The organism is Winslowiella toletana (genome assembly GCF_032164335.1).
Taxonomy (GTDB): domain Bacteria; phylum Pseudomonadota; class Gammaproteobacteria; order Enterobacterales; family Enterobacteriaceae; genus Erwinia; species Erwinia toletana_A.
Genome location: NZ_CP134152.1, coordinates 1,610,692 through 1,630,939, shown reverse-complemented (window position 1 = coordinate 1,630,939; position 20,248 = coordinate 1,610,692). Strand labels below are relative to the sequence as shown.

Here is a 20,248-nt window from a genome sequence, read left to right as displayed (position 1 = left end):
CAGGTGACAGAGGAAGGCGGGAAAACTGCCTATTCAACCGTGCTGTTGCTGGCGACCTGCGCGGCTTTCTGTTTTTTATAGCTCAGAGCAGCCGCCGGAACCGGCGCGGCCTTACCGGTTTCAATCCAGCTACGCAGACGATTTGCATCGGCAAAATGGGTATATTTACCAAAAGCATCCAGCACCACCAGCGCCACCGGGCGCTGATTAATCGTAGTCCGCATGACCAGGCAGTGTCCGGCCTCATTAGTAAAACCGGTTTTAGTCAGCTGAATGTTCCAGTCAGGTTTGTAAACCAGATGATTGGTATTGCGGAAAGGCAGGGTGTAATTCGGGCTGCTGAAGTTCGCCATATCTTCATGGGTAGTACTCAACTGACCAATCAGTGGGTACTTTTTAGAGGCAATCAGCAGTTTAGTCAGATCGCGCGCGGTGGAGACATTATTAATCGACAAGCCGGTCGGCTCGACGTAACGGGTGTTACTCATGCCGAGCGCGCGCGCTTTGGCATTCATCGCGCGGATAAACGCATTATAGCCGCCCGGATAGTGATGCGCGAGGCTGGCCGCCGCACGGTTTTCCGATGACATCAGCGCCAGTAACAGCATATTTTTACGGCTGATCTCACTGTTAAGACGTACCCGGGAATAGACGCCACGCATTTCCGGCGTGTGGCTGATATCAACCTTTAACATTTCGTCCAGCGGCAGATGTGCATCCAGCACCACCATCGCGGTCATCACTTTGGTGATGGAAGCAATCGGCCGCACCCGATCAGGATGGCTGGCGAAGATCACTTTATTGGTATTTAGATCGATTACCATCGCGCTGCCGGAGGCGATTTCTGGCTGCGCAGACGCGGCCACTTTGGTGATATTTTGGCTGGCGACGGCCTGGCTGAACATGCCCTGACCAGAAAAAAGAATGGCTAAACTCAAAAGCGAATAACGGATTTTTGCAGGCATCGTGTCAAAACTTAAACGGGTTGATGTTTAGCTGTGCAATACACAGGCCGCCATCCGCGAAAAGTGAGGCCACGCGGGGGCTGGCAGCTGCATCATACTCCGGCACTTAAGTAAATTCCTACTGGAGATTCGTTTCCGGTCGTAAACAAAGTGCCGCTGAGTCACAGCGGCACTGTGGATTAAAACATCAGATATCCGTAGCCCCAAATCATTACCGTCAGTGCCAGTAATACTTCAAACACCAGGATGCCGATGGCCAGTGTCGAACCGGAAAAACGCAGGCTCTCTTCACGGTCAATATTCAGGAACAGCGGAATGCCGACGTATAACAGATAACCGGTATAAACCAGCGCCAGCGCACCGACAAACAGGCACAGCCATACCAGCGGATAGAGCGCCACCAGCCCGCTCAAAAACAGCGGTGTGGCAACATAACCGGCAAAAACCGTACAGCGTTGCAGGCTGGGTCGCTGCGGATAGTCACGCGCCATCCAGTGAATGACCCGCCCCATCACCGCCACGCCACCGAGGATGAGCACATAAAACATTACCGCTAACGCAATACCGGTGATCAGAGACAGTTGAATAGTGCGTCCTGCACCCAGATTCCACCCCAGTTGGGTGGTGCCGATAAACGCGCTAATTACCGGGATCGCCGCCATCACCAGTACATGATGAGTGTAGTGATGGGAAACGCTCTCGTCCTCTTGCTTGATTTCGCGCATTTCCTGATTGGGATGCGCCAGAAGTCCCCAGACATGATTCATAAAATCACTCCTCTGATACGACTAACCGCCAACGTTCACCTGCGATCGGTGGACTTAAGCTAAGTATAAATGTCGCTGGCATTTCCGGCGGTTTATTTGCGTACTTTTTCATCAGCGATAATCAAGCGAGAGATGAAAAGTGCGGAATTTAGCGCTTTTACCTGAAGTCATGGCAATCCGGGTATAAAATTAGCGGTTCACGCGCACTGACAGGAAGGTGAGTTTTGCATATCGATGTAAATGGACTGATTTCACAATACGGTTACTGGGCGCTGTTGATAGGGTGCCTTGCAGAAGGTGAAACCTTTACTTTATTAGGCGGCGTGGCGGCACATGAAGGCTTGCTACATTATGGTTGGGTGGTACTGATTGCCGCGCTGGGTGGCATCATTGGCGATCAAGTGCTGTTTTTTGTTGGTCGCTATTACGGCACGACGATTCTCGGCCGGTTTAAAAAACATCAGGATAAGATTGTTAAAGCCAATAAGATGATTCGTCGTCGGCCGTCGCTATTTGTGATTGGCGTGCGCTTTATGTACGGCTTCCGGCTAATCGGCCCGGTAATTATTGGAGCCAGCCGACTGTCACCCGCCAAATTCCTGCTGCTGAACGTGATTGGCGCACTGCTGTGGGCGCTGATCTTTGTTTCGCTGGGCTACGTTGGCGGACGAGTGATTGCTCCGTGGTTGCACCAGCTCGATCAGCACCTGAAGCATCTGCTGTGGCTGGGGGCGGCAATCGCGCTGGTCTGGGGTGCCCGCGTGGCGTTTCGCCGCTGGTCAGATAATCGACAGCAGTAGCTTTCTTTACGGGCGACGCCATCGTCGCCCGTATAATCGTCACTGACGTTGCATAAAAAACTGCGGATTCGCCAGGCTAAAACCACCATCAATAATAAATGACTGGCCGGTGGTGTAGCTCGACCATTGCGAACAGAGCCAGGCGACCATACTGGCGATCTCACGCGAATCACCGGGGCGCCCGGCGGGAATTTCTGGCATCGGGATCTGATGCGCATCACCACTGTTCATCTGGTTCATCGGCGTGGCTATTGCTCCCGGGGCGACCGCATTGACCAAAATTTTATGCGGTAACAGACTGAGTGCCATCGACTGGGTCAGGCCTCCCAGCGCGTGCTTACTGGCACTGTAGGCAACTGAGCCTGGCAACGGCGTATGCTCATGCACCGAGGTAATATTAATTATACGTCCCCCTTCGCCCTGCTTAACCATATGTCGCGCAGCAATTTGCGCGCAGACAAAGGCTCCGTCAACATTTACGCTAAACACTTTGCGCCAGTCTTCAAAAGTGGTTTCAAGAAAATCAGCTTTGATATTGACCCCGGCATTGTTGACCAGCACATCAATGCGCCCCATCCGGGCAATCAGCTGCTCCAGCGACTTACCACCCTGCTGAGGATCGGCAAGGTCGAGCTGTTCGATTTCGGCTTTCTTGCCGAGGTCGCGCACCTGCTGCGCCGTCTGCTCTGCGCCTTCACTGTCTGAGCGCCAGGTAATACCAATATCAAATCCCTGCTGCGCCAGCATAATTGCCGATGCCTGACCAATTCCGGAATCCGATGCGGTGACGATCGCCACTTTGTTCGTTGGCTTACTCATGCTTTCCTCCTGAACTCAGTTATGGCTGACCAGCAAGTATAGACGCTGGGGTAAAAGCAGCATTTTGCTATAGATATCTTCAGCTTAATTTACACTTCGTTAAGCTTCCTGCCGTCAGTCACGCCATTCGTTGACTATAGTGACAACTGGAAATAACGCTATTTAACGGGAGCCTTATGAAACAAGTTAAGCGAGAAATTGGCGATCACGGAGTGATTGGCGACCTGAGAACCTGCGCGCTGATTGCCAATGATGGCACCATTGATTACTTCTGCTGGCCTAATCTCGACAGCCCATCCGTCTTCACCGCCCTGCTCGACAGCGATGAGTCCGGATTATTCAGTATTGCCCCGGAGTGGACCGACGCGCGCCGCCAGCAACTCTATCTGCCTGATACCAACATTCTGCAAACCCGCTGGCTGGCAAAAGAGGGCGTGGCGGAAATCACCGACTATATGCCGCTTTGTCAGCAGCAGGATAAACAGCCGCGCATTGTTCGCCGGGTAAAAATGGTTCGTGGAGAAGCTCGCTTTCAACTGCGCTGCGCGCCGGTGCATGATTATGCCCGCGCCAATACGCAAGCCAGTCTGAAAGCGGGTTTAGTTGAGTTTTCTGCCGCCGGACAGCCGACGATGAGTCTGGCAGGAACCCAGCCGTTAACCGTCGAGGGTGCCGCCGCCGTCGCCAGTTTTACGCTGAAAGACGGTGAACACGCCGAATTTATGTTTGGTTGCGCCGAAGACGATCATCTCAACAATCTGGAAACCGACTACTGCTTTCAGGAAACCTCTGATTTCTGGCGCAACTGGTCGGCTAAAAGTAATTATCACGGGCGCTGGCAAGAGATGGTCAACCGTTCAGCGCTGGTGCTTAAGCTACTGACTTCATGGCAACATGGCTCAATTGCCGCCGCCGCCACGTTTGGCCTGCCGGAAGAGCTGGGTGGCGAACGCAACTGGGATTATCGCGCCTCATGGATTCGTGACGCCTCCTTCAGTATGTACGCGCTGATGCGGCTGGGCTATGTCTCGGAAGCGAAAGACTTTACCCAATGGGTTGGTCGCTGTGTTGAAAACAGCCATGATGAAGAAGAGAAATTGCAGATCATGTACCGGCTGGACAGCGGCACTGAACTGCATGAGCTCGAGCTGCTGAATCTCTCCGGCTACGCTGGCTCCGCGCCGGTTCGCATCGGTAATGATGCCTGGCGGCAAACCCAGCTGGATATTTATGGCGAGCTGATGGATGCCATCTACCTGGCGAATAAATATGGCGAGGCGATTTCGCATCGCGGCTGGGAAAATGTCTGCCGGATGATCGATCACGTCTGTGAAAACTGGAACCAGCCCGATGCCGGTATCTGGGAAATGCGCGGCGAACCGCAGCATTTTCTGCACTCGCGCCTGATGTGTTGGGTGGCGCTCGACCGTGCGCTGCGGCTGGGAATGAAACGCTCGCTGTCGATGCCTTATGAACGCTGGGACCGGGTACGCGCAGAGATTCGCGCCGATATCTGGAACAATTTCTGGAGTGATGAACTCGGCCACTTCACCGCCACCCGCCACGGTGATGCGCTGGATGCCTCGATGCTGCTGATGCCACTGGTGCGTTTTGTCGGTGCGACCGATCCGGAATGGCTGGCAACGCTGGATGCCATTAAACAGAATCTGGTCAGCGATGGCTTAGTGCGCCGCTACAACGTTGAAGAAACCCCTGCCGACGGTCTGGAAGGTGAGGAAGGGGCATTTGTTGCCTGCTCATTCTGGTACGTTGAGTGTCTGGCGCGTGCCGGTCGGGTAGATGAAGCGCACTTTGAGTTTGAAAAGCTGCTAAGTTATGCCAATCCACTCGGCCTGTATGCGGAAGAGTTTGACGCACGCGGCTACCCACTGGGCAATACGCCGCAGGCACTCAGTCATCTGGCACTTATCAGCGCCGCATTCTTTCTTAACCGGAAACTGAGTGGTGAAGTGCCACTCTGGCAGCCCTGATGCAAAAAAACACGATCCGCCAGTTAAAGCTGGCGTCCGGAGCGACAATTTTACGTAAAGTTAGTTCAACGACGAAAATTCCTGATTCCTTCCGGAGGCATTATGCACATATAATGTGCACCCGGTCACAGACCGGAAGTTGGGTCGACTATTAACAGCCTTATAGGCGCTAACACCTGAAGAACTATGAAAAAGACCATTCGCGCGATCGTCACACTGGCACTGGCATTTGCGGCATTCAGCCACTCTGCTTTTGCTGTGGTTTATCCACTTCCGGAAAAAAATAGCCGGTTGATCGGTGAAAACCTGGAAATTACCGTTCCTCAAGACAGCAAGTTGCCGCTGGAGGCCTTTGCTGCACAGTTCCAGATGGGCCTCAGCAACCTGCTTGAAGCTAACCCTGGTGTGGATGTTTATCTGCCACAGGCAGGCAGTAAACTGATCATCCCTCAGCAGTTGATTCTGCCGGACGCACCACGCGAAGGCATTATCATCAACAGCGCTGAAATGCGTCTTTACTACTATCCGAAAGGCACCAACACCGTGGTGGTGCTGCCAATCGGTATCGGTGAGTTAGGCAAAGATACGCCGATGGACTGGGTCACCAGCGTTCAACGTAAGAAAGATGGCCCGACCTGGACACCAACCAAGAAGATGCATGAAGAGTACGCCGCTCGCGGTGAAAAACTGCTGGATGTCTTCCCGGCGGGTCCGGACAACCCGATGGGTCTGTACGCGCTGTATATCGGCCGCCTGTATGCCATTCACGGCACCAATGCCAACTTCGGTATTGGCCTGCGTGTCAGCCACGGTTGCGTACGTCTGCGTGCTGACGACATTAAATGGCTGTTCGACAATGTGCCGGTTGGCACCCGCGTTCAGTTTATTAACCAGCCGGTGAAAGCCAGCATCGAGCCAGACGGTTCACGCTACGTGGAAATTCACAATCCGCTCTCCACTACCGAAGAGCAGTTTAATTCACGTGAGCCGGTGCCAATCACCATCACCCCAGCCGTCAGTAAAGTGGTGGTTGATGCGTCAGTGAATCAGGCAGCAATGGACACTGCGCTGAAAGCACGCAGCGGTATGCCGACCAAAGTGAACGGCCTGTCAGAAAACGGTGAATCTGCACCGGTAGTTATTCCGGAATCGGATAACGCCCTGCCGCAGGAGCAGGCGATGACGCCAGCGACGCCGCAGAGTGCCGGCGCAGTTGAGTCGACTGAGGGTGCAACCGAGCCGACTGATGGCGCAGCACCGATTACTAATCAGGATACTCTTCAAACCGACGCACCGGTTGCCAGCGATACCTCGCTGTAACGGTTGCAGGTTGACATTAAAACGGGCCGCTCGCGGCCCGTTTTTTATTGTAAAGTCTCACCACTCAGCCTGATTCGACAGCAAAATTTACCCGGCCGGGTTTCCTGGCGGCAAGCTTAACAGCCGCAGCGTAATCAGCACTGCCGTCAGCACCACCCCTGCCGCTGCCAGATAAATCGACTGCATCCCCCAGTGACCAATCAGAATGCCGGCGACCGGCCCGGTCAGACCCAGCCCGAGATCGAGGAACGCAGAATAGGTCCCCAGCGCGCTGCCCTGGTTTTGCGGCTGCACCTGCTTCACCGCTTCCACGCCCAATGCCGGGAACACCAGCGAGAAGCCCGCACCGGTCATAAACGCGCCGACATCCACCAGCCACGGCGTCGCCGCCTGCCAGATAATCAGCAAGCCGACACACTCAATCAGAAATGACACCAGCGACACTTTCAGACCGCCAAAGCGGGTAATCATATTGCTGAACACCAGCCGCATGGCAATAAAACCGAGGCTGAACAACGTCAGGGCGAAAGCCGCGCCGTTCCAGTCACGGCTGGCGAAATAGAGGGTAATAAAGGTGGCGATCACGCCAAAGCCGATGGTGCCCAGCCCCAGACCGAGACCGTACAGCCAGACGCGGGAAAAAACCTGATGAAACGGAATGCGGTTGGCCACCGTCACCTTAATCGCCGGTTTTTTGCTGGCCATCCAGAATCCTACTACCGCCATCAGGATAATCAGTGAGGCAAAACCGGCGATGCCAAACAGCTGATTCAGCATCACCCCCAGCGGCGCACCGATTGCCATCGCCAGATAGGTTGCCACGCCGTTCCACGAAATTACGCGCGCGGTTTGTAGCGTGCCGACCACATTGATGCCCCACAGGGTAGAACCGGTGCTGGTAAAACTCTCGCCAACGCCGAGGAATACCCGCCCGATTGCCAGCAGCAGCAGACTCAGCCAGGGCAGCGTTTGCGCCAGCACCGCGGCAATCGACAATACGCCACTCATACCACAGCATACCAGCCCCAGCATTACGACACGTTTCGGCCCAAGAATATCAGCCAGACGTCCCGACTGTGGGCGACTGATTAGAGTGGCAAAATATTGAATACTGATGATTAAACCGGCCAGAAAGGAGCTGTAACCCAGCTGGTTATGGACAAATCCCGGCAATACCGCCAGCGGCAAGCCCACTGACAGATAGCAAAAGAAAGTGAAAATAATCACCGAGATAATACGTTTATTGAGCTGAAAGTTACTGAGCGCTGCTGCTGATGACATGGTAAAAGCCGTTTTAGCCAGTGATGACAGAAATTATATGATACCCATCAATGGTTAACAGATCTTGCTAAGATTGTTGCGAAATGATTGTGGCAATCTCAGCTGAGGTTTTTAACGCACGAATTTCACTGAACAGATCGGTCGCCTCCGCATATTCCTTACGCAGATAGCCCAGCCACTGTTTGATGCGCGCCACATGATACAGTCCGGTGTCGCCCTGCTTCTCCAGCCGGGTATATTTCTGCAACAGCTGTACCACTTCGGGCCACGGCATACGTGGCTGATTAAATTTAATTACCCGGCTGAGATTCGGCACATTCAGCGCACCGCGGCCAATCATTACCGCATCGCAACCGGTGGTCGCGAGGCAATCCTGCGCGCTTTGCCAGTCCCAGATTTCACCATTGGCGATCACCGGGATGCTTAAACGCTGACGGATATCGCCTATCGCCTGCCAGTTGATGCGTTCCGCTTTATAGCCATCCTCTTTGGTGCGGCCATGTACCGCCAGCTCGGTCGCACCGGCCTGCTGCACCGCATCGGCGATTTCAAACTGCCGATCGCCGGAATCCCAGCCAAGGCGCACCTTTACCGTTACCGGCAGATCGCCCGGTACCGCTGCACGCATCGCTTTAGCAGCACGATAAATCAGTTCGGGATCTTTCAGCAGTGTGGCCCCCCCGCCGCTGCCATTGACCAGTTTTGACGGGCAACCACAGTTGAGATCCACGCCCCATGAACCGAGCGCCACCGCACGCGCCGCGTTTTCCGCCAGCCACTGCGGATGCTGACCGAGTAACTGCACGCGCACACGGGTACCTGACGGCGTCCGGCTGGCGTAATGCAGCTCCGGGCAGAGGCGGTAAAATGATTTTTCTGGCAACAGCTGATCGACCACGCGCAAAAACTCGGTGATGCAAAGATCGTAATCATTCACTTCGCTCAGCAGCTCACGAACCAGAGAGTCGAGAACGCCTTCCATTGGAGCCAGTAAAACCCGCATGTTTGTACACTCACAAAAATTGACGCGCAAGTTTACGAGTTTTCGTCGGGATGTGAAAGTCTGGAGACGGCAATCGCTGCCGCAGATGAAGAGAGGGCCAGCATCGCTGGCCCTTTACTGTCGATTAACCGTTGTTGGACGGGTTCGAACGACGCTGACGAGTCACATTGCTGCGCGGCGCGCCATTGCTGCCGCCTTCCGCTTTGCCACCGCGACCGGCAGATGAGGCACCTGCACCCTGACGACGCTGACCATTGCCCTGGCTGCGTTCGCCGCTGCCCTGACTACGATTCGCGCCCTGACCACGTTCACCGCTGCTCTGACCGCGATGCCCCTGGCCCTGACCTGCGCCACGGCCACGACCGCCGCCGCCATTGCCACCACGACCACCGCCGCCGCTGCCGCGACCGTTCTGGATCGGCTCAGCTTTGATGCTTGGGTCCGGCTCGTAACCGTCGATGGCGATACGTGGAATTTCACGTTTCAGTACGCGTTCGATATCACGCAGCAGTTTATGCTCGTCCACGCACACCAGCGACAGCGCTTCACCGGTAGCCGCCGCACGCCCGGTACGACCGATACGGTGAACGTAATCTTCCGGTACGTTAGGCAACTCATAGTTGACCACGTGCGGCAGCTCTTCGATATCGAGGCCACGCGCGGCAATGTCGGTTGCCACCAGCACGCGAATGCCGCCATCTTTAAAATCACTCAGTGCACGCGTACGCGCGCCCTGGCTTTTATTACCGTGGATCGCCGCTGCGGTGATGCCGTCTTTATTCAGCTGCTCTGCCAGATGGTTAGCGCCGTGCTTGGTGCGGGTAAACACCAGCACCTGCTGCCAGTTATCGCGACCAATCAGGAAAGATAACAGCTCCCGCTTACGCTTCTTATCAACGAAGTGCACATGCTGGGTCACCTGTTCAGAAGCGGTGTTACGACGCGCCACTTCAACCTGCTCAGGATTGGTCAGCAGTTTTTCCGCCAGTGACTTGATCTCATCAGAGAAGGTGGCAGAGAACAGCAGGTTCTGACGTTTGGCAGGCAGTTTCGCCAGCACGCGACGAATATCGTGGATAAAGCCCATATCCAGCATGCGGTCAGCTTCATCCAGCACCAGCACTTCAATTTTCGACAGATCCACCGCGTTCTGATGTTCGAGGTCGAGCAGACGGCCCGGTGTTGCCACCAGCACATCCACGCCACCGCGCAGTTTCAGCATCTGCGGATTAATGCTCACGCCGCCAAACACCACCAGCGAGCGGATATTCAGATACTTGCTGTAATCGCGGACGTTTTCGCCGACCTGCGCCGCCAGCTCACGGGTTGGCGTCAGGATTAACGCACGCACCGGGCGACGGCCCTTGGCGTGCGGCTCGCTGCTGCTTAACAGCTGTAACAGCGGCAGAGTAAAGCCAGCGGTTTTGCCGGTACCGGTTTGTGCGCTGGCCATCAGGTCACGACCTGCCAGAACCACCGGAATCGCCTGACGCTGAATTGGCGTTGGCTCACGGTAACCCTGCTCTTCAACAGCACGCAAAATGTCGGCACTCAGGCCGAGGGAATCAAATGACATAAATTAGAGTAACTCCGGGTCCGCCCTGACCGTGTTCAACGGTGCAGTTTCCAGGGGGATAACTTGACGCCAGGCAAGCCTGACGTTTGAAAGGGGGGCACAAACTACGGTGCGTAAGCTTCTGATTGTAGCATCACCGCCGCCAACTCCCTAATGGTTCCGCTAACGGCCAGGATTAACAGATAAAAAAAGAGGCTGATTGCTCAGCCTCTTCTTATTTACAGCCTTCAGCTGCGCTTTTTTTGTGCGGTGCGCGCCGGCTCTTTCGCCAGTAGCGACACCACCGCCGGGCCTGCGAGCATCAGCAGGCCAATTCCGCCGACCAACAGGTTGTTATGAATCACCCGTGACAGCAGGAACAGCACCAGCATCGCGGCACCAAAGTAGTAAGTCGTGGTAACGTCTTCGAGAAAATCTCCGACATTACGCCAGCGCGGGATGCGCTGTGTCAGCATCATTGCAACAAATACGCTGCTGTACATCGCCAGTAAAACCATGCTGACCTGGATAAGCGACTGATGCTTCCAGCCCCATACCAGGGCGGCGATTAGCAACAGATGCAGTGAAATATGTACACAGGTTTGTCCGGTGACAATCTGAATACGGTTCGACCATTTCATCATTTTCTCCTGGCAGACCCAATTTAAGGTCGCCCAAGCTGTTACCGACAGGTGTCGGTGACACTTCCCTCAGACTAACGCAATTTTCGGATAATGCCGCAAATTACCGCTCATATCGGCACTCTTTTGTGACAAAGACTACACTTTATCCTTAACAAATCCAAAAGGAGAGCGCACCCAGTATGCCACAAAATGCGCAAGGATTTTCATTTAAAGTCCTGACGATCAATACCCATAAAGGTTTCAGCGCCTCAAACCGGCGTTTTATCCTGCCAGAATTGCGCGATGCGGTACGGGCAACGGCGGCAGACATTGTCTTCTTACAGGAGGTGATGGGCACCCATGAAACGCATCCGTTACGCGTCGAAAACTGGCCCGACACACCTCATTACGAATTTCTTGCCGATACCATGTGGGATGATTACGCCTATGGCCGCAATGCGGTCTACCCGGAAGGCGATCACGGTAACGCGGTGTTGTCGCGTTTCCCGATTGTTGAGTATCAAAATCTGGATATTTCGGTCGAGGGCACGGAGAAGCGCGGAATGCTGCACTGTAAGCTACAGGTGCCGAATCATGATGTTACCCTGCATGTGGTCTGCGTGCATCTGGGCCTGCGTGAAGCCCACCGTAGCGCGCAGCTGGATATGATGTGCGACATGCTGCAATCGCTACCTGCTGATGCGCCGGTGGTGGTGGCCGGTGATTTTAACGACTGGCAGCAGCGCGCCAGTCAGCGCTTGCAGCGTTGTGCCGCACTGGAAGAAGTTTTCAGCCGTGAAAACGGCAAACCGGCGCGCACCTTCCCCGCCGGTTTTCCGCTGCTGCGCCTTGATCGCATTTATGTACGCAACGCCAGTGCCAGCCATCCGCAGGCGCTGCCGCGCAAACCCTGGTCCCACCTCTCCGATCACGCGCCGCTGGCCGTGGAGATTCATCTATGACAATGCAATGGCGTGAGGGCAACCGCATCCGGTTGCTGGAAAATGGCGAGGAGTTCTTCCCGCGCGTGTACGGCGCTATCCGCCGTGCTCAGCGCAGTCTGCTGCTGGAGACCTTCATTCTGTTCGAGGATGAAGTAGGCAAACAGCTGCACGGTGTTTTACTGGAAGCCGCACAGCGCGGAGTCAAAATTGAAATGATGGTCGATGGTTACGGTTCACCGGACCTGTCAGACGACTATGTGCAAAGCCTGACCTCGGCTGGCGTGCGTTTTATCTATTACGATCCGCGACCGCTGGTGCTGGGAATGCGCACCAACCTGTTCCGCCGCCTGCACCGCAAAATCGTGGTGGCCGATGACGAAATCGCTTTTGTCGGCGGCATTAATTTTTCCGCCGAGCATATCACCAGCTTCGGCCCGCAGGCTAAACAGGATTATGCCGTTGAGGTCAAAGGGCCGATCGTCGAAGATATCTCGCGCTATGTGCAGCAGCAAATCGGTAGCGAACAGCCCACTCGCCGCTGGTGGCACCGTTCACACCGTCCGGCGCAGAATCGTACTCCCGGCGATGCACAGGCGCTGTTTGTCTTCCGTGATAATGACCAACATCGCGACGATATTGAGCAGAATTATATTGATATGCTGCAAAGTGCCCGCGAGGATGTGATTATCGCTAACGCCTACTTCTTCCCTGGTTATCGCCTGCTGCGTGAAATGCGCAATGCCGCGCAGCGAGGCGTGCGTATCAGACTGATTGTACAGGGCGAGCCGGATATGCCGATTGTTAAAGTCGGTGCAGAGCTGTTGTATAACTATCTGGCCGATGCCGGAGTAGAGATTTATGAATATATTCGCAGACCGCTGCACGGCAAAATTGCAGTGAAAGATCGGCAATGGGCGACCGTCGGATCCAGTAATCTCGATCCTCTCAGCCTGTCGCTTAATCTTGAGGCCAATCTGATCATTCACGATGGACAATTTAACCAGCAGTTACGCGATAATCTTGATCGGCTGATCGCCGAAGACTGCCAGCGCGTCGATGAGAGCCAGCTGCCGAAACGCAACGGGTGGCATCTTGCCAAAAGCGTCATTGTGTTCCATTTTCTGCGTCATTTCCCGGCAATAGCCGGCTGGTTACCTGCCCATACGCCTAAACTGGCGCTGGTCGAGCCACCGGTTCAGCCGGAAATGGAAACCCAGGACCGGATTGATACCGATAACCAGGGAGCGAAATCGTAATGTCAAAAGCGCATCCGAAGTGGAAGCTGGCAAAAAAAATCCTCACCTGGCTGTTTTTTGCCGCCGTGATTGTGCTGCTGGTGATTTACGCGAAAAAGGTTAACTGGGAGGATGTGTATAACGTCATCATCAATTACAACCGAACGGCGATCCTCGCGGCGGTTGCGCTGGTGATTGTCAGCTATCTGACCTACGGCCTGTACGATCTGATCGGCCGTGCTTACTGTGGCCACAAGCTGGCCAAACGCCAGGTGATGCTGGTGTCATTTATCTGTTATGCCTTTAACCTGACGCTCAGCACCTGGGTTGGCGGCGTGGCGATGCGCTACCGCCTCTATTCGCGTCTTGGCCTGTCCGGCAGTACCATTACGCGCATCTTTTCACTCAGTATTGCCACTAACTGGCTGGGCTATATCTTGCTGGCCGGGGTGGTGTTTAGCTGGGGCATGGTGCCCATTCCCAAAGGCTGGTTTATCGGCGAGGGAACCCTGCGGATAATTGGCGTGGCGCTGCTGGCGTTGGTGGTGGTGTATCTTGCGCTCTGCACTTTTTCAAAACGCCGTCGCTGGACGATCAAAGGCCAGAAGCTGGCGCTGCCGTCGCTGCGTATGGCGCTGTTTCAGTTCGTGGTATCCAGCGCTAACTGGATGGTAATGGGCGCAATTATCTGGCTGCTGCTGGCGCAACAGGTGGATTATCCGATTGTACTGGGGGTGTTATTGATCAGCAGTATCGCCGGGGTCATCGTGCATATCCCGGCCGGGATCGGCGTGCTGGAAGCGGTGTTCCTTGCGCTGTTAAGCGGTCAGCATGCCTCCCACGGCAGCATTATTGCTGCGCTGCTGGCCTATCGCGTGCTCTATTTTATTGCCCCGCTGCTGCTGGCGCTGGTGCTCTATTTAGGGCTGGAAGGCCGCGCCAATAGCTTGCGCAAGAAGAATGAGCAGAATATGTAAGGCCGTTACCGGCTAATACTGGAAGACTCCAGGGGAGCAATTATCGGCTCCCCTGGAGATGACAAACAGATTGCTGCGATTAACGGCGGTTGCCGAAAATGCGTAACAGCATCAGGAACAGGTTGATAAAGTCCAGATAGAGCGTTAATGCGCCCATAATCGAGAAACGACGCAGATTTTCTTTATCGTCGACATTGATGCCTTCACCAATATTTTTCAGTTTCTGCGTGTCGTAAGCGGTCAGACCCACAAACACCACCACCCCGATATAAGTTACTGCCCACATCAGTGCGGTGCTTTTAAGCCAGAAATTCACCAGCGTTGCCAGCACGATACCAATCAGCGCCATAAACAGCATATTGCCCATGCCGCTAAGATCGCGTTTGGTGGTGTAGCCCCAGAAACTCATGGCACCAAACATCCCGGCAGCAATAAAGAAGGTGCTGGCAATCGATGAATAGGTGTAAACCAGGAAAATACTGGCCATGGTTAAACCGGTCAGCGCTGAATAGAGCATAAACAGCGCGGTGGCCACTGCCCCGCTCATCTTATGCACCATACCGGACAGCACAAACACCAGTACCAGCTGAACGATGATCAGACCAAAAAAGGTAATCTGATTAGCAAACACCAGTTGCATCACCGACGGCGTGTTCGCCGCAAACCAGGCAACAAAGGCGGTTAACAGTAAGCCACAGGTCATCCAACCATAAACCTGGGCCATATAGGTTTGCAGACCGGTTCCGGCCTGCTGAACAATCGAACCGTTAGAACGTGGATATCGATCCATAACGCGCTCCTTAGCGTAAAAGTGAAATCACTACCTAAAGTTTGGCACAATTTGGGCCATTTTTGCTATTTGCTATTGTTGCAGTTTTTGATTCATTTCCCGCCGTTGAGTATTTATTAACGCGCCATACAGGCCTGATAGCGACTGTCGACCCGCTGGGCGAACCACGCAGTGGTCAGATTACGGGTGATTTTCGGGCTTTCCAGTTTAATGCCCGGCAATACCTCACGCGGCAGACGCTTACCCGCCGTCTTATCAGCCAGCGTGAACAGGTCCTTCCACAAGTCGGTTTTTTCAAACTCCGGCGTATCGCCTTTCTCCAGCGCGCGACGAATCGCCCGATCGCTGATGTCCAGCTGCCTGGCCAGCGTACGCACCGCCAGTTCAGTCGAGCTGGGCTTGTCAGAACCGTACAGGATTAAATCGCCGTCCAGCGCCAGCTTCATGCCGCTGGCGCGGGTGACCGCTGCCTGAAACGCCGCATTTCGGCTGGCGTACCAGCCGGCGTTAAAGTCGGCAAAACGATACAGCGGCTGGCTGTAGTTTGCCGGATAACCCAGCAGATGGCGGGTACCAAACCAGATCCCTCCGCGCTGGCTGAACACTTCACGGCGAATCGAGCCATCAATCGGATACGGATAGCCTTTGGCGTTGGCTTCAGCGAAAGCGATGCTGACCTGCATCGGTCCGCCGGTATGAACCGGGTTAAGATCGCCAAACAGCGTCTGCCCCATCGGTACAATATCGATAAAGTCGTCAAAGATGGCGCTCAGTTCCTTTTCACTGCGTACCTTGTCGAGGCGTTCACTGTAGCTTTTGCCATCAGGCGACTTGATCATTAGCGCGGTGCGCACCATAAACAGTGGCACATGAACTTTTGCGGCACGACGTTCAATCTCACCCCAGGCAATTTTGGGCAGCCCCGGCACCGGCGAGTTGGCATCAAAAGTCGATTCCTGATCGGTTACGGCAATCACGGCACAAATATTGGCCTTGCTCGGCTCAATCTCCTGCGTACGCAGGGCGGTATAGATATCCGTCGCCCACGCCGATTTGTTACTGACTTTCGTCGGCATTAACCGGGTTATTTGCGCTTTGACTTCCGCCGGGCTTTTGGCGGGAGCTTCAATGGTTTTTTTACTACTACATCCTGCCAGCACTAATAAGACTGACAGCAAAATGCCGCGCGGGCGAACTGGGGATAACATGCCGATCCTTATGATTTTTATCTGCGGCAGGCACCTTAACCAGGCTGCCGCAGCGAATCCATCAGATTAGACCATTTTCCGCGGATCAGGCGGGTTGGTACATCGGATAAGTGAAAAACAGCAAATTCAGCAAATTGAGTGCGAAGTGAAACAGCACTGCGACCCACAGACTGCCGCTCCACATCCACGCCAGCCCGAAAATCACCCCGGCCAGCGAAGCAAACGCCACCAGCAACATGCCGCCCGCCAGGTGACTGATGCCAAACAGCAGCGCACTGACCAGTAAGCCATAGACCGGACCAATAAGCTGGCTTAGACGGCGCTGCAAATAACCGCGAAACAGTGCTTCTTCGGCGAGGCTGACAAAAAACAGATTGGCCAGCGCAAACTGCCAGAACCATGTCGGATAATGCAGCTCCAGCTTCAGGCCTCCGACGGCGGTAGCCAGCAGCAGCAGCAATGGCACCGATGCGATCAGCAGCAGCCAGTTACGGGGCCGGGTGCGGCGCAGTGGCTTACAGCAATAAAGCGTCGGCAGAGCAGCCAACAGGACAAAAGGAATCAATGCTTTATCGAAGTTGTAATACATCGAAAATGGCGCACTCAGCGCGCCAACCCGCACATTATCCAGCAGTTTAGGATTGTTGAATCCGGGGAAAAAATGGCTGAGTAAATTCAGGGCAATAAACAGTAAAAGCAGTTCAGCGCTGATAGCAATCGCCTGGATATGGCGGTAACGCCTGAGCAGCAATGCAATGATCGCCACGCACACCATTCCCCACAGGCCCAATGGCTCGACCACCCCGATAGAGGCGGCCCAGAGAATGGACAGCACCAGCATCAGTATGCCAACGCTGCGGTTAAATCCAGCGGTAAGTAACGAGCCAGCCAGTAAAACCCACATAAAAAATCCTTTTAACCTTGAGTAACTTCGGCGCCACCTTTTTAGTGACAGCCGGCTAATCTTATCCTTACAGAGCAGGCAGCGCTACCCGGCTGATGAATTCCAACGGCTTGCAGCTTGCCGATCGCTGTCTCGCGCATCCACCCAACGATCGCCATCGGCTGTCGCCTCGCGCTTCCAGAACGGTGCGCGGGTTTTCAGGTAATCCATCATAAACTCGGCGGCGGCAAACGCCGCTGCACGGTGCGCGCCGGTTACCCCCACCATCACAATTTCATCACCGGGAAACAGTTCGCCAACGCGATGAATCAGCGTCACGCGCTGTAACGGCCAGCGCTGACGCGCCTCGGCAACAATCTCTTCCAGCGCTTTTTCCGTCATTCCCGGATAATATTCCAGCGTCAGCGCGGAGACATTATCCCCCAGATTATGATTACGCACCTTGCCGGTAAAAGTTACCACCGCGCCATCTTCATCACAGGCAGCCAGCCACTGATACTCTTCAGCCATCGAAAATGGCTGATGGCCGACGCGAATACGGGTCTCCATTCTAACCTCCGGTTACCGGTGGAAAAAAGGCGACTTCATCGCCAGCATTAAGCGGGTGTTGCATTGACACCAGCGTCTGGTTAACCGCGGCCAGCAGTTTGCCGGACTCCAGCGCCAGCGCCCAGCGATCGCCCTGTTCTGCCAGCGCCGCGCGCAGGCTCTCGACATCCGGGTAGTCGGCATTCAGGCTTAAACGATCGGTCCCCACCAGCTCACGCACCTGGGCAAAAAACAGCACGTTAAGCATGGGTCACCGCCTGAAAATCTCCGGACTTGCCGCCGCTTTTACTTAGCAGGCGCAGATTATCGATGGTGATATCTTTTTGTACCGCTTTACACATATCGTAGATAGTTAAGGCCGCCACCGACGCCGCGGTCAGCGCTTCCATCTCCACGCCGGTTTTTCCGGTTAGGCGGCAGAGTGACTCCACGCGCACCCGGCTGTGCTCGGGTTCGGCGCGCAAGCTGACTTCCACTTTGCTCAGCATCAGCGGATGACATAACGGAATCAATTCCCAGGTACGTTTCGCTGCCTGAATCCCGGCGATACGTGCCGTGGCAAACACATCGCCTTTATGGTGGCTGCCGTCGATAATCATTTGCAGGGTATCAGGGTGCATCACCACCCAGGCTTCGGCGCGTGCTTCGCGCACCGTTTCAGTTTTGGCGGAAACGTCCACCATGTGCGCCTCACCTGAGGCATTGATATGGGTTAATTGTGACATCGTTACGGCTTCTTTAAGTGCGAAATAAAATTACACGGGCGGGTGCGGGCATCAAGCTGATCGACAATAATGCGCTCCCACGCGCTGCGGCAGGCATTACCGGAACCCGGTACAGCAAAAATTAGCGTCTGGTTGGCCATACCGGCCAATGCGCGCGATTGCAGTGTAGCGCTGCCGATATCCTCGTAGGACACCATACGAAACAGTTCACCGAAACCCTCAATTTCCCGGTCGAACAGCGGCAGCAATGCTTCCGGCGTGCTGTTGCCAGCATTAAATCCGGTACCGCCGTTGATCAGAATCACCTGCACATCACTGCTGGCAATCCAGCTGGAGACAATCGCGCGGATGCGATACTTATTATCTTTGACAATCGCGTGGTCAATCACCTGATGGCCGGCGTCGGTAGCGGCCTCACGCAGATAGTCACCGGAGCTGTCGTTCGACGCATCGCGACGATCGGAAACGGTTAATACGGCAATCGCCGCAGAGATAAATTCGGGTTGAGTTTTACCCATTGGACTTCTCCAGGCCGGTTAGCCGCCAATAAAAGAGAGATTCTGAGTGATGCCAGTATTACCCTGATGCAGAAAGTGAGTCTGCTTTTTGGTTTGCAGACTGGCGGCGATACGCGCCTGTAACTCCTGCTGCTGATCATCGCTGACCAGCAAATCGCGCAGTGATACGCCGCCGTCTCCAAACAGGCACAGATGCAACTTGCCGATGGCCGACACGCGCAGACGATTACAGCTGGCGCAAAAGTCTTTTTCGTAGGGCATGATCAACCCGATTTCGCCCTGATAATCCGGATGACGAAACACCTGCGCCGGGCCATCGCTGCGCGCGCGCGGCAGGCGCTGCCAGCCGAGATTAATCAGCTGGTCGCGAATCACTTCGCCAGAAATATGGTGCTTACGGAACAGGGAACCGCCATCACCGGTTTCCATCAGCTCGATAAAACGCAGCTGAATTGGCCGGGTTTTGATCCAGTCGAGGAAGGTATCCAGACTGTGATGATTAACATCGCGCATCAGTACGGTATTAACTTTGACTTTGTCGAAACCAGCGTCAAAGGCGGCATCGATACCGCGCATTACCTGATGAAATTTATCTTGTCCGGTAATCGCATGAAACTGGCGGGCGTCAAGACTGTCAATGCTGACATTCAGCGCCGTCAGTCCGGCGGCACGCCATGCCGCCACATCGCGTTCGAGACGATAGCCATTCGTGGTCACCGCCAGCTGACGGATAGCGCGATTTTCCCGCACGGCAGCAATGATCTCGACAAAATCACGACGCAGAGACGGCTCACCGCCGGTCAGCCGCACCTTTTCAGTACCCGAAGCCGCAAACGCACGGGTAACCCGGCCGATCTCATCCAGCGACAGGAAGCTTTTATTGGTGGTGCCCTGCGGCTTGTAGCCGTCAGGCAGGCAGTAGTTGCAACGAAAGTTGCATACATCAGTGATCGATAAGCGCAGGTAGTAAAACTTACGCTCAAAATTATCAATAAGTTGTGACACCAGAACACCTTTCCAGATTGGGAGATGCAGTCATTTCTTTCTGCACCCTGGCAGCTCAGAGGCTACGGCCAGTGTGCCCTATCTCGCGTTTCGCGGACTTAGGCACAAAGGCTAGAGTGTGATTTGCAGAATCCCTGCAAGTCATGGTGAAATAATTTTAGCGCTAACCTTATGGCGTTGCCAGAAACAGTTTCGTTGTATATGTTGATACATAGCGGTCGGTTAGACACTTTTCACCACCTTTTCGCCGCATGATAAGCTAATATCCT

The 20,248-nt window shown here is 54.6% G+C and carries 21 protein-coding genes and 1 riboswitch; of the genes, 6 read left to right on the top strand and 15 right to left on the bottom strand.

Features of this window, described 5'->3' with window-relative positions:
- Nucleotides 1–29 precede the first annotated feature (29 nt).
- Together pbpG and RIN69_RS07695 are read right to left on the bottom strand one after the other, a co-directional pair.
- Complete coding sequence (pbpG, locus tag RIN69_RS07700) at nt 30–965, bottom strand: D-alanyl-D-alanine endopeptidase (RefSeq protein WP_313856600.1); 936 nt, start codon at nt 963–965, stop codon at nt 30–32.
- Between the two features lie 179 nt (nt 966–1,144).
- On the bottom strand, nt 1,145–1,732 hold the full coding sequence (locus RIN69_RS07695; protein ID WP_313856598.1) for a Yip1 family protein: 588 nt from the start codon (nt 1,730–1,732) through the stop codon (nt 1,145–1,147).
- A 224-nt stretch (nt 1,733–1,956) separates the two neighbouring features.
- On the opposite strand from RIN69_RS07695, the gene RIN69_RS07690 reads away from it, so the two are divergent.
- Entirely contained in the window at nt 1,957–2,532 is a 576-nt protein-coding gene (locus RIN69_RS07690) for a DedA family protein (protein ID WP_313856596.1), read from the top strand.
- Between the two features lie 39 nt (nt 2,533–2,571).
- Here the strand turns inward: RIN69_RS07690 and RIN69_RS07685 are convergent, their stop codons facing one another.
- Nucleotides 2,572–3,351 carry an SDR family oxidoreductase gene (locus RIN69_RS07685; RefSeq protein ID WP_313856594.1) on the bottom strand — a complete coding sequence of 260 codons (780 nt, stop codon included), beginning with the start codon at nt 3,349–3,351 and terminating at the stop codon, nt 2,572–2,574.
- Nucleotides 3,352–3,527: 176 nt separating this feature from the next.
- Here RIN69_RS07685 and RIN69_RS07680 point away from each other — a divergent pair, with 176 nt between their 5' ends.
- Both RIN69_RS07680 and RIN69_RS07675 read left to right on the top strand, forming a co-directional pair.
- Nucleotides 3,528–5,342: a glycoside hydrolase family 15 protein gene (locus tag RIN69_RS07680; RefSeq protein WP_313856592.1), complete on the top strand. Its 1,815-nt coding sequence runs from the start codon at nt 3,528–3,530 to the stop codon at nt 5,340–5,342.
- A gap of 186 nt (nt 5,343–5,528) precedes the next feature.
- Nucleotides 5,529–6,662 carry a L,D-transpeptidase family protein gene (locus RIN69_RS07675; protein WP_313856590.1) on the top strand — a complete coding sequence of 378 codons (1,134 nt, stop codon included), beginning with the start codon at nt 5,529–5,531 and terminating at the stop codon, nt 6,660–6,662.
- An 87-nt stretch (nt 6,663–6,749) separates the two neighbouring features.
- Here the strand turns inward: RIN69_RS07675 and RIN69_RS07670 are convergent, their stop codons facing one another.
- The 4 genes from RIN69_RS07670 to RIN69_RS07655 form a co-directional block, all read right to left on the bottom strand.
- Nucleotides 6,750–7,943, bottom strand: a complete 1,194-nt coding sequence (locus RIN69_RS07670; RefSeq protein WP_313856589.1) for an MFS transporter — start codon at nt 7,941–7,943, stop codon at nt 6,750–6,752.
- Nucleotides 7,944–8,010: 67 nt separating this feature from the next.
- A complete protein-coding gene (gene dusC, locus RIN69_RS07665; RefSeq protein WP_313856587.1) occupies nt 8,011–8,946 on the bottom strand; it encodes a tRNA dihydrouridine(16) synthase DusC in 936 nt (311 codons plus the stop codon).
- A 124-nt stretch (nt 8,947–9,070) separates the two neighbouring features.
- Nucleotides 9,071–10,522: an ATP-dependent RNA helicase RhlE gene (rhlE, locus tag RIN69_RS07660; protein ID WP_313856585.1), complete on the bottom strand. Its 1,452-nt coding sequence runs from the start codon at nt 10,520–10,522 to the stop codon at nt 9,071–9,073.
- Between the two features lie 227 nt (nt 10,523–10,749).
- Complete coding sequence (locus RIN69_RS07655; protein WP_313857640.1) at nt 10,750–11,142, bottom strand: YbhQ family protein; 393 nt, start codon at nt 11,140–11,142, stop codon at nt 10,750–10,752.
- A gap of 182 nt (nt 11,143–11,324) precedes the next feature.
- On the opposite strand from RIN69_RS07655, the gene RIN69_RS07650 reads away from it, so the two are divergent.
- Genes RIN69_RS07650 through RIN69_RS07640 form a run of 3 tightly spaced genes read left to right on the top strand, consistent with a single transcriptional unit; the run spans nt 11,325 to nt 14,280 of the window.
- A complete protein-coding gene (locus tag RIN69_RS07650) occupies nt 11,325–12,086 on the top strand; it encodes an endonuclease/exonuclease/phosphatase family protein (protein ID WP_313856584.1) in 762 nt (253 codons plus the stop codon).
- Nucleotides 12,083–13,324, top strand: a complete 1,242-nt coding sequence (gene clsB / locus RIN69_RS07645) for a cardiolipin synthase ClsB (RefSeq protein WP_313856581.1) — start codon at nt 12,083–12,085, stop codon at nt 13,322–13,324. Before RIN69_RS07650 ends, clsB begins: the two co-directional genes overlap by 4 nt.
- The gene (locus tag RIN69_RS07640) at nt 13,324–14,280 is read left to right on the top strand and encodes a lysylphosphatidylglycerol synthase domain-containing protein (RefSeq protein ID WP_313856580.1); all 957 of its coding nucleotides are present in this window, start codon (nt 13,324–13,326) and stop codon (nt 14,278–14,280) included. Before clsB ends, RIN69_RS07640 begins: the two co-directional genes overlap by 1 nt.
- Nucleotides 14,281–14,359: 79 nt before the next feature.
- Here the strand turns inward: RIN69_RS07640 and RIN69_RS07635 are convergent, their stop codons facing one another.
- The 8 genes from RIN69_RS07635 to moaA form a co-directional block, all read right to left on the bottom strand.
- Nucleotides 14,360–15,070: a Bax inhibitor-1/YccA family protein gene (locus tag RIN69_RS07635; RefSeq protein ID WP_313856579.1), complete on the bottom strand. Its 711-nt coding sequence runs from the start codon at nt 15,068–15,070 to the stop codon at nt 14,360–14,362.
- A gap of 116 nt (nt 15,071–15,186) precedes the next feature.
- Nucleotides 15,187–16,278, bottom strand: coding sequence for a DUF1615 domain-containing protein (locus RIN69_RS07630; RefSeq protein ID WP_313856578.1), 1,092 nt, complete (start codon nt 16,276–16,278; stop codon nt 15,187–15,189).
- Nucleotides 16,279–16,363: 85 nt separating this feature from the next.
- On the bottom strand, nt 16,364–17,182 hold the full coding sequence (locus tag RIN69_RS07625) for a CPBP family intramembrane glutamic endopeptidase (protein WP_313856577.1): 819 nt from the start codon (nt 17,180–17,182) through the stop codon (nt 16,364–16,366).
- An 84-nt stretch (nt 17,183–17,266) separates the two neighbouring features.
- Complete coding sequence (gene moaE, locus RIN69_RS07620; RefSeq protein WP_313856576.1) at nt 17,267–17,731, bottom strand: molybdopterin synthase catalytic subunit MoaE; 465 nt, start codon at nt 17,729–17,731, stop codon at nt 17,267–17,269.
- A 1-nt stretch (nt 17,732) separates the two neighbouring features.
- Nucleotides 17,733–17,978 (bottom strand): molybdopterin synthase sulfur carrier subunit, encoded by a 246-nt coding sequence (gene moaD, locus RIN69_RS07615; protein ID WP_313856575.1) that lies wholly within the window; start codon nt 17,976–17,978, stop codon nt 17,733–17,735.
- Nucleotides 17,971–18,456, bottom strand: coding sequence for a cyclic pyranopterin monophosphate synthase MoaC (moaC, locus tag RIN69_RS07610; protein ID WP_313856574.1), 486 nt, complete (start codon nt 18,454–18,456; stop codon nt 17,971–17,973). The genes moaD and moaC overlap by 8 nt, the downstream gene beginning before the upstream one ends.
- A gap of 2 nt (nt 18,457–18,458) precedes the next feature.
- Nucleotides 18,459–18,974: a molybdenum cofactor biosynthesis protein B gene (moaB, locus tag RIN69_RS07605; RefSeq protein WP_313856573.1), complete on the bottom strand. Its 516-nt coding sequence runs from the start codon at nt 18,972–18,974 to the stop codon at nt 18,459–18,461.
- 18 nt (nt 18,975–18,992) lie between these two features.
- On the bottom strand, nt 18,993–19,982 hold the full coding sequence (moaA, locus tag RIN69_RS07600; protein WP_313857637.1) for a GTP 3',8-cyclase MoaA: 990 nt from the start codon (nt 19,980–19,982) through the stop codon (nt 18,993–18,995).
- Nucleotides 19,970–20,110: riboswitch (molybdenum cofactor riboswitch) on the bottom strand. (Overlaps the previous gene by 13 nt.)
- Nucleotides 20,111–20,248 lie beyond the last annotated feature (138 nt).

What these genes read in the sequence shown, in the direction of transcription:
- pbpG (WP_313856600.1), bottom strand. Translation starts at nt 965, where the DNA reads ATGCCTGCAAAAATCCGTTATTCGCTTTTGAGTTTAGCCATTCTTTTT.
- RIN69_RS07695 (WP_313856598.1), bottom strand. Translation starts at nt 1,732, where the DNA reads ATGAATCATGTCTGGGGACTTCTGGCGCATCCCAATCAGGAAATGCGC.
- RIN69_RS07685 (WP_313856594.1), bottom strand. Translation starts at nt 3,351, where the DNA reads ATGAGTAAGCCAACGAACAAAGTGGCGATCGTCACCGCATCGGATTCC.
- RIN69_RS07680 (WP_313856592.1), top strand. Translation starts at nt 3,528, where the DNA reads ATGAAACAAGTTAAGCGAGAAATTGGCGATCACGGAGTGATTGGCGAC.
- RIN69_RS07675 (WP_313856590.1), top strand. Translation starts at nt 5,529, where the DNA reads ATGAAAAAGACCATTCGCGCGATCGTCACACTGGCACTGGCATTTGCG.
- RIN69_RS07670 (WP_313856589.1), bottom strand. Translation starts at nt 7,943, where the DNA reads ATGTCATCAGCAGCAGCGCTCAGTAACTTTCAGCTCAATAAACGTATT.
- dusC (WP_313856587.1), bottom strand. Translation starts at nt 8,946, where the DNA reads ATGCGGGTTTTACTGGCTCCAATGGAAGGCGTTCTCGACTCTCTGGTT.
- rhlE (WP_313856585.1), bottom strand. Translation starts at nt 10,522, where the DNA reads ATGTCATTTGATTCCCTCGGCCTGAGTGCCGACATTTTGCGTGCTGTT.
- RIN69_RS07655 (WP_313857640.1), bottom strand. Translation starts at nt 11,142, where the DNA reads ATGAAATGGTCGAACCGTATTCAGATTGTCACCGGACAAACCTGTGTA.
- RIN69_RS07650 (WP_313856584.1), top strand. Translation starts at nt 11,325, where the DNA reads ATGCCACAAAATGCGCAAGGATTTTCATTTAAAGTCCTGACGATCAAT.
- clsB (WP_313856581.1), top strand. Translation starts at nt 12,083, where the DNA reads ATGACAATGCAATGGCGTGAGGGCAACCGCATCCGGTTGCTGGAAAAT.
- RIN69_RS07640 (WP_313856580.1), top strand. Translation starts at nt 13,324, where the DNA reads ATGTCAAAAGCGCATCCGAAGTGGAAGCTGGCAAAAAAAATCCTCACC.
- RIN69_RS07635 (WP_313856579.1), bottom strand. Translation starts at nt 15,070, where the DNA reads ATGGATCGATATCCACGTTCTAACGGTTCGATTGTTCAGCAGGCCGGA.
- RIN69_RS07630 (WP_313856578.1), bottom strand. Translation starts at nt 16,278, where the DNA reads ATGTTATCCCCAGTTCGCCCGCGCGGCATTTTGCTGTCAGTCTTATTA.
- RIN69_RS07625 (WP_313856577.1), bottom strand. Translation starts at nt 17,182, where the DNA reads ATGTGGGTTTTACTGGCTGGCTCGTTACTTACCGCTGGATTTAACCGC.
- moaE (WP_313856576.1), bottom strand. Translation starts at nt 17,731, where the DNA reads ATGGAGACCCGTATTCGCGTCGGCCATCAGCCATTTTCGATGGCTGAA.
- moaD (WP_313856575.1), bottom strand. Translation starts at nt 17,978, where the DNA reads ATGCTTAACGTGCTGTTTTTTGCCCAGGTGCGTGAGCTGGTGGGGACC.
- moaC (WP_313856574.1), bottom strand. Translation starts at nt 18,456, where the DNA reads ATGTCACAATTAACCCATATCAATGCCTCAGGTGAGGCGCACATGGTG.
- moaB (WP_313856573.1), bottom strand. Translation starts at nt 18,974, where the DNA reads ATGGGTAAAACTCAACCCGAATTTATCTCTGCGGCGATTGCCGTATTA.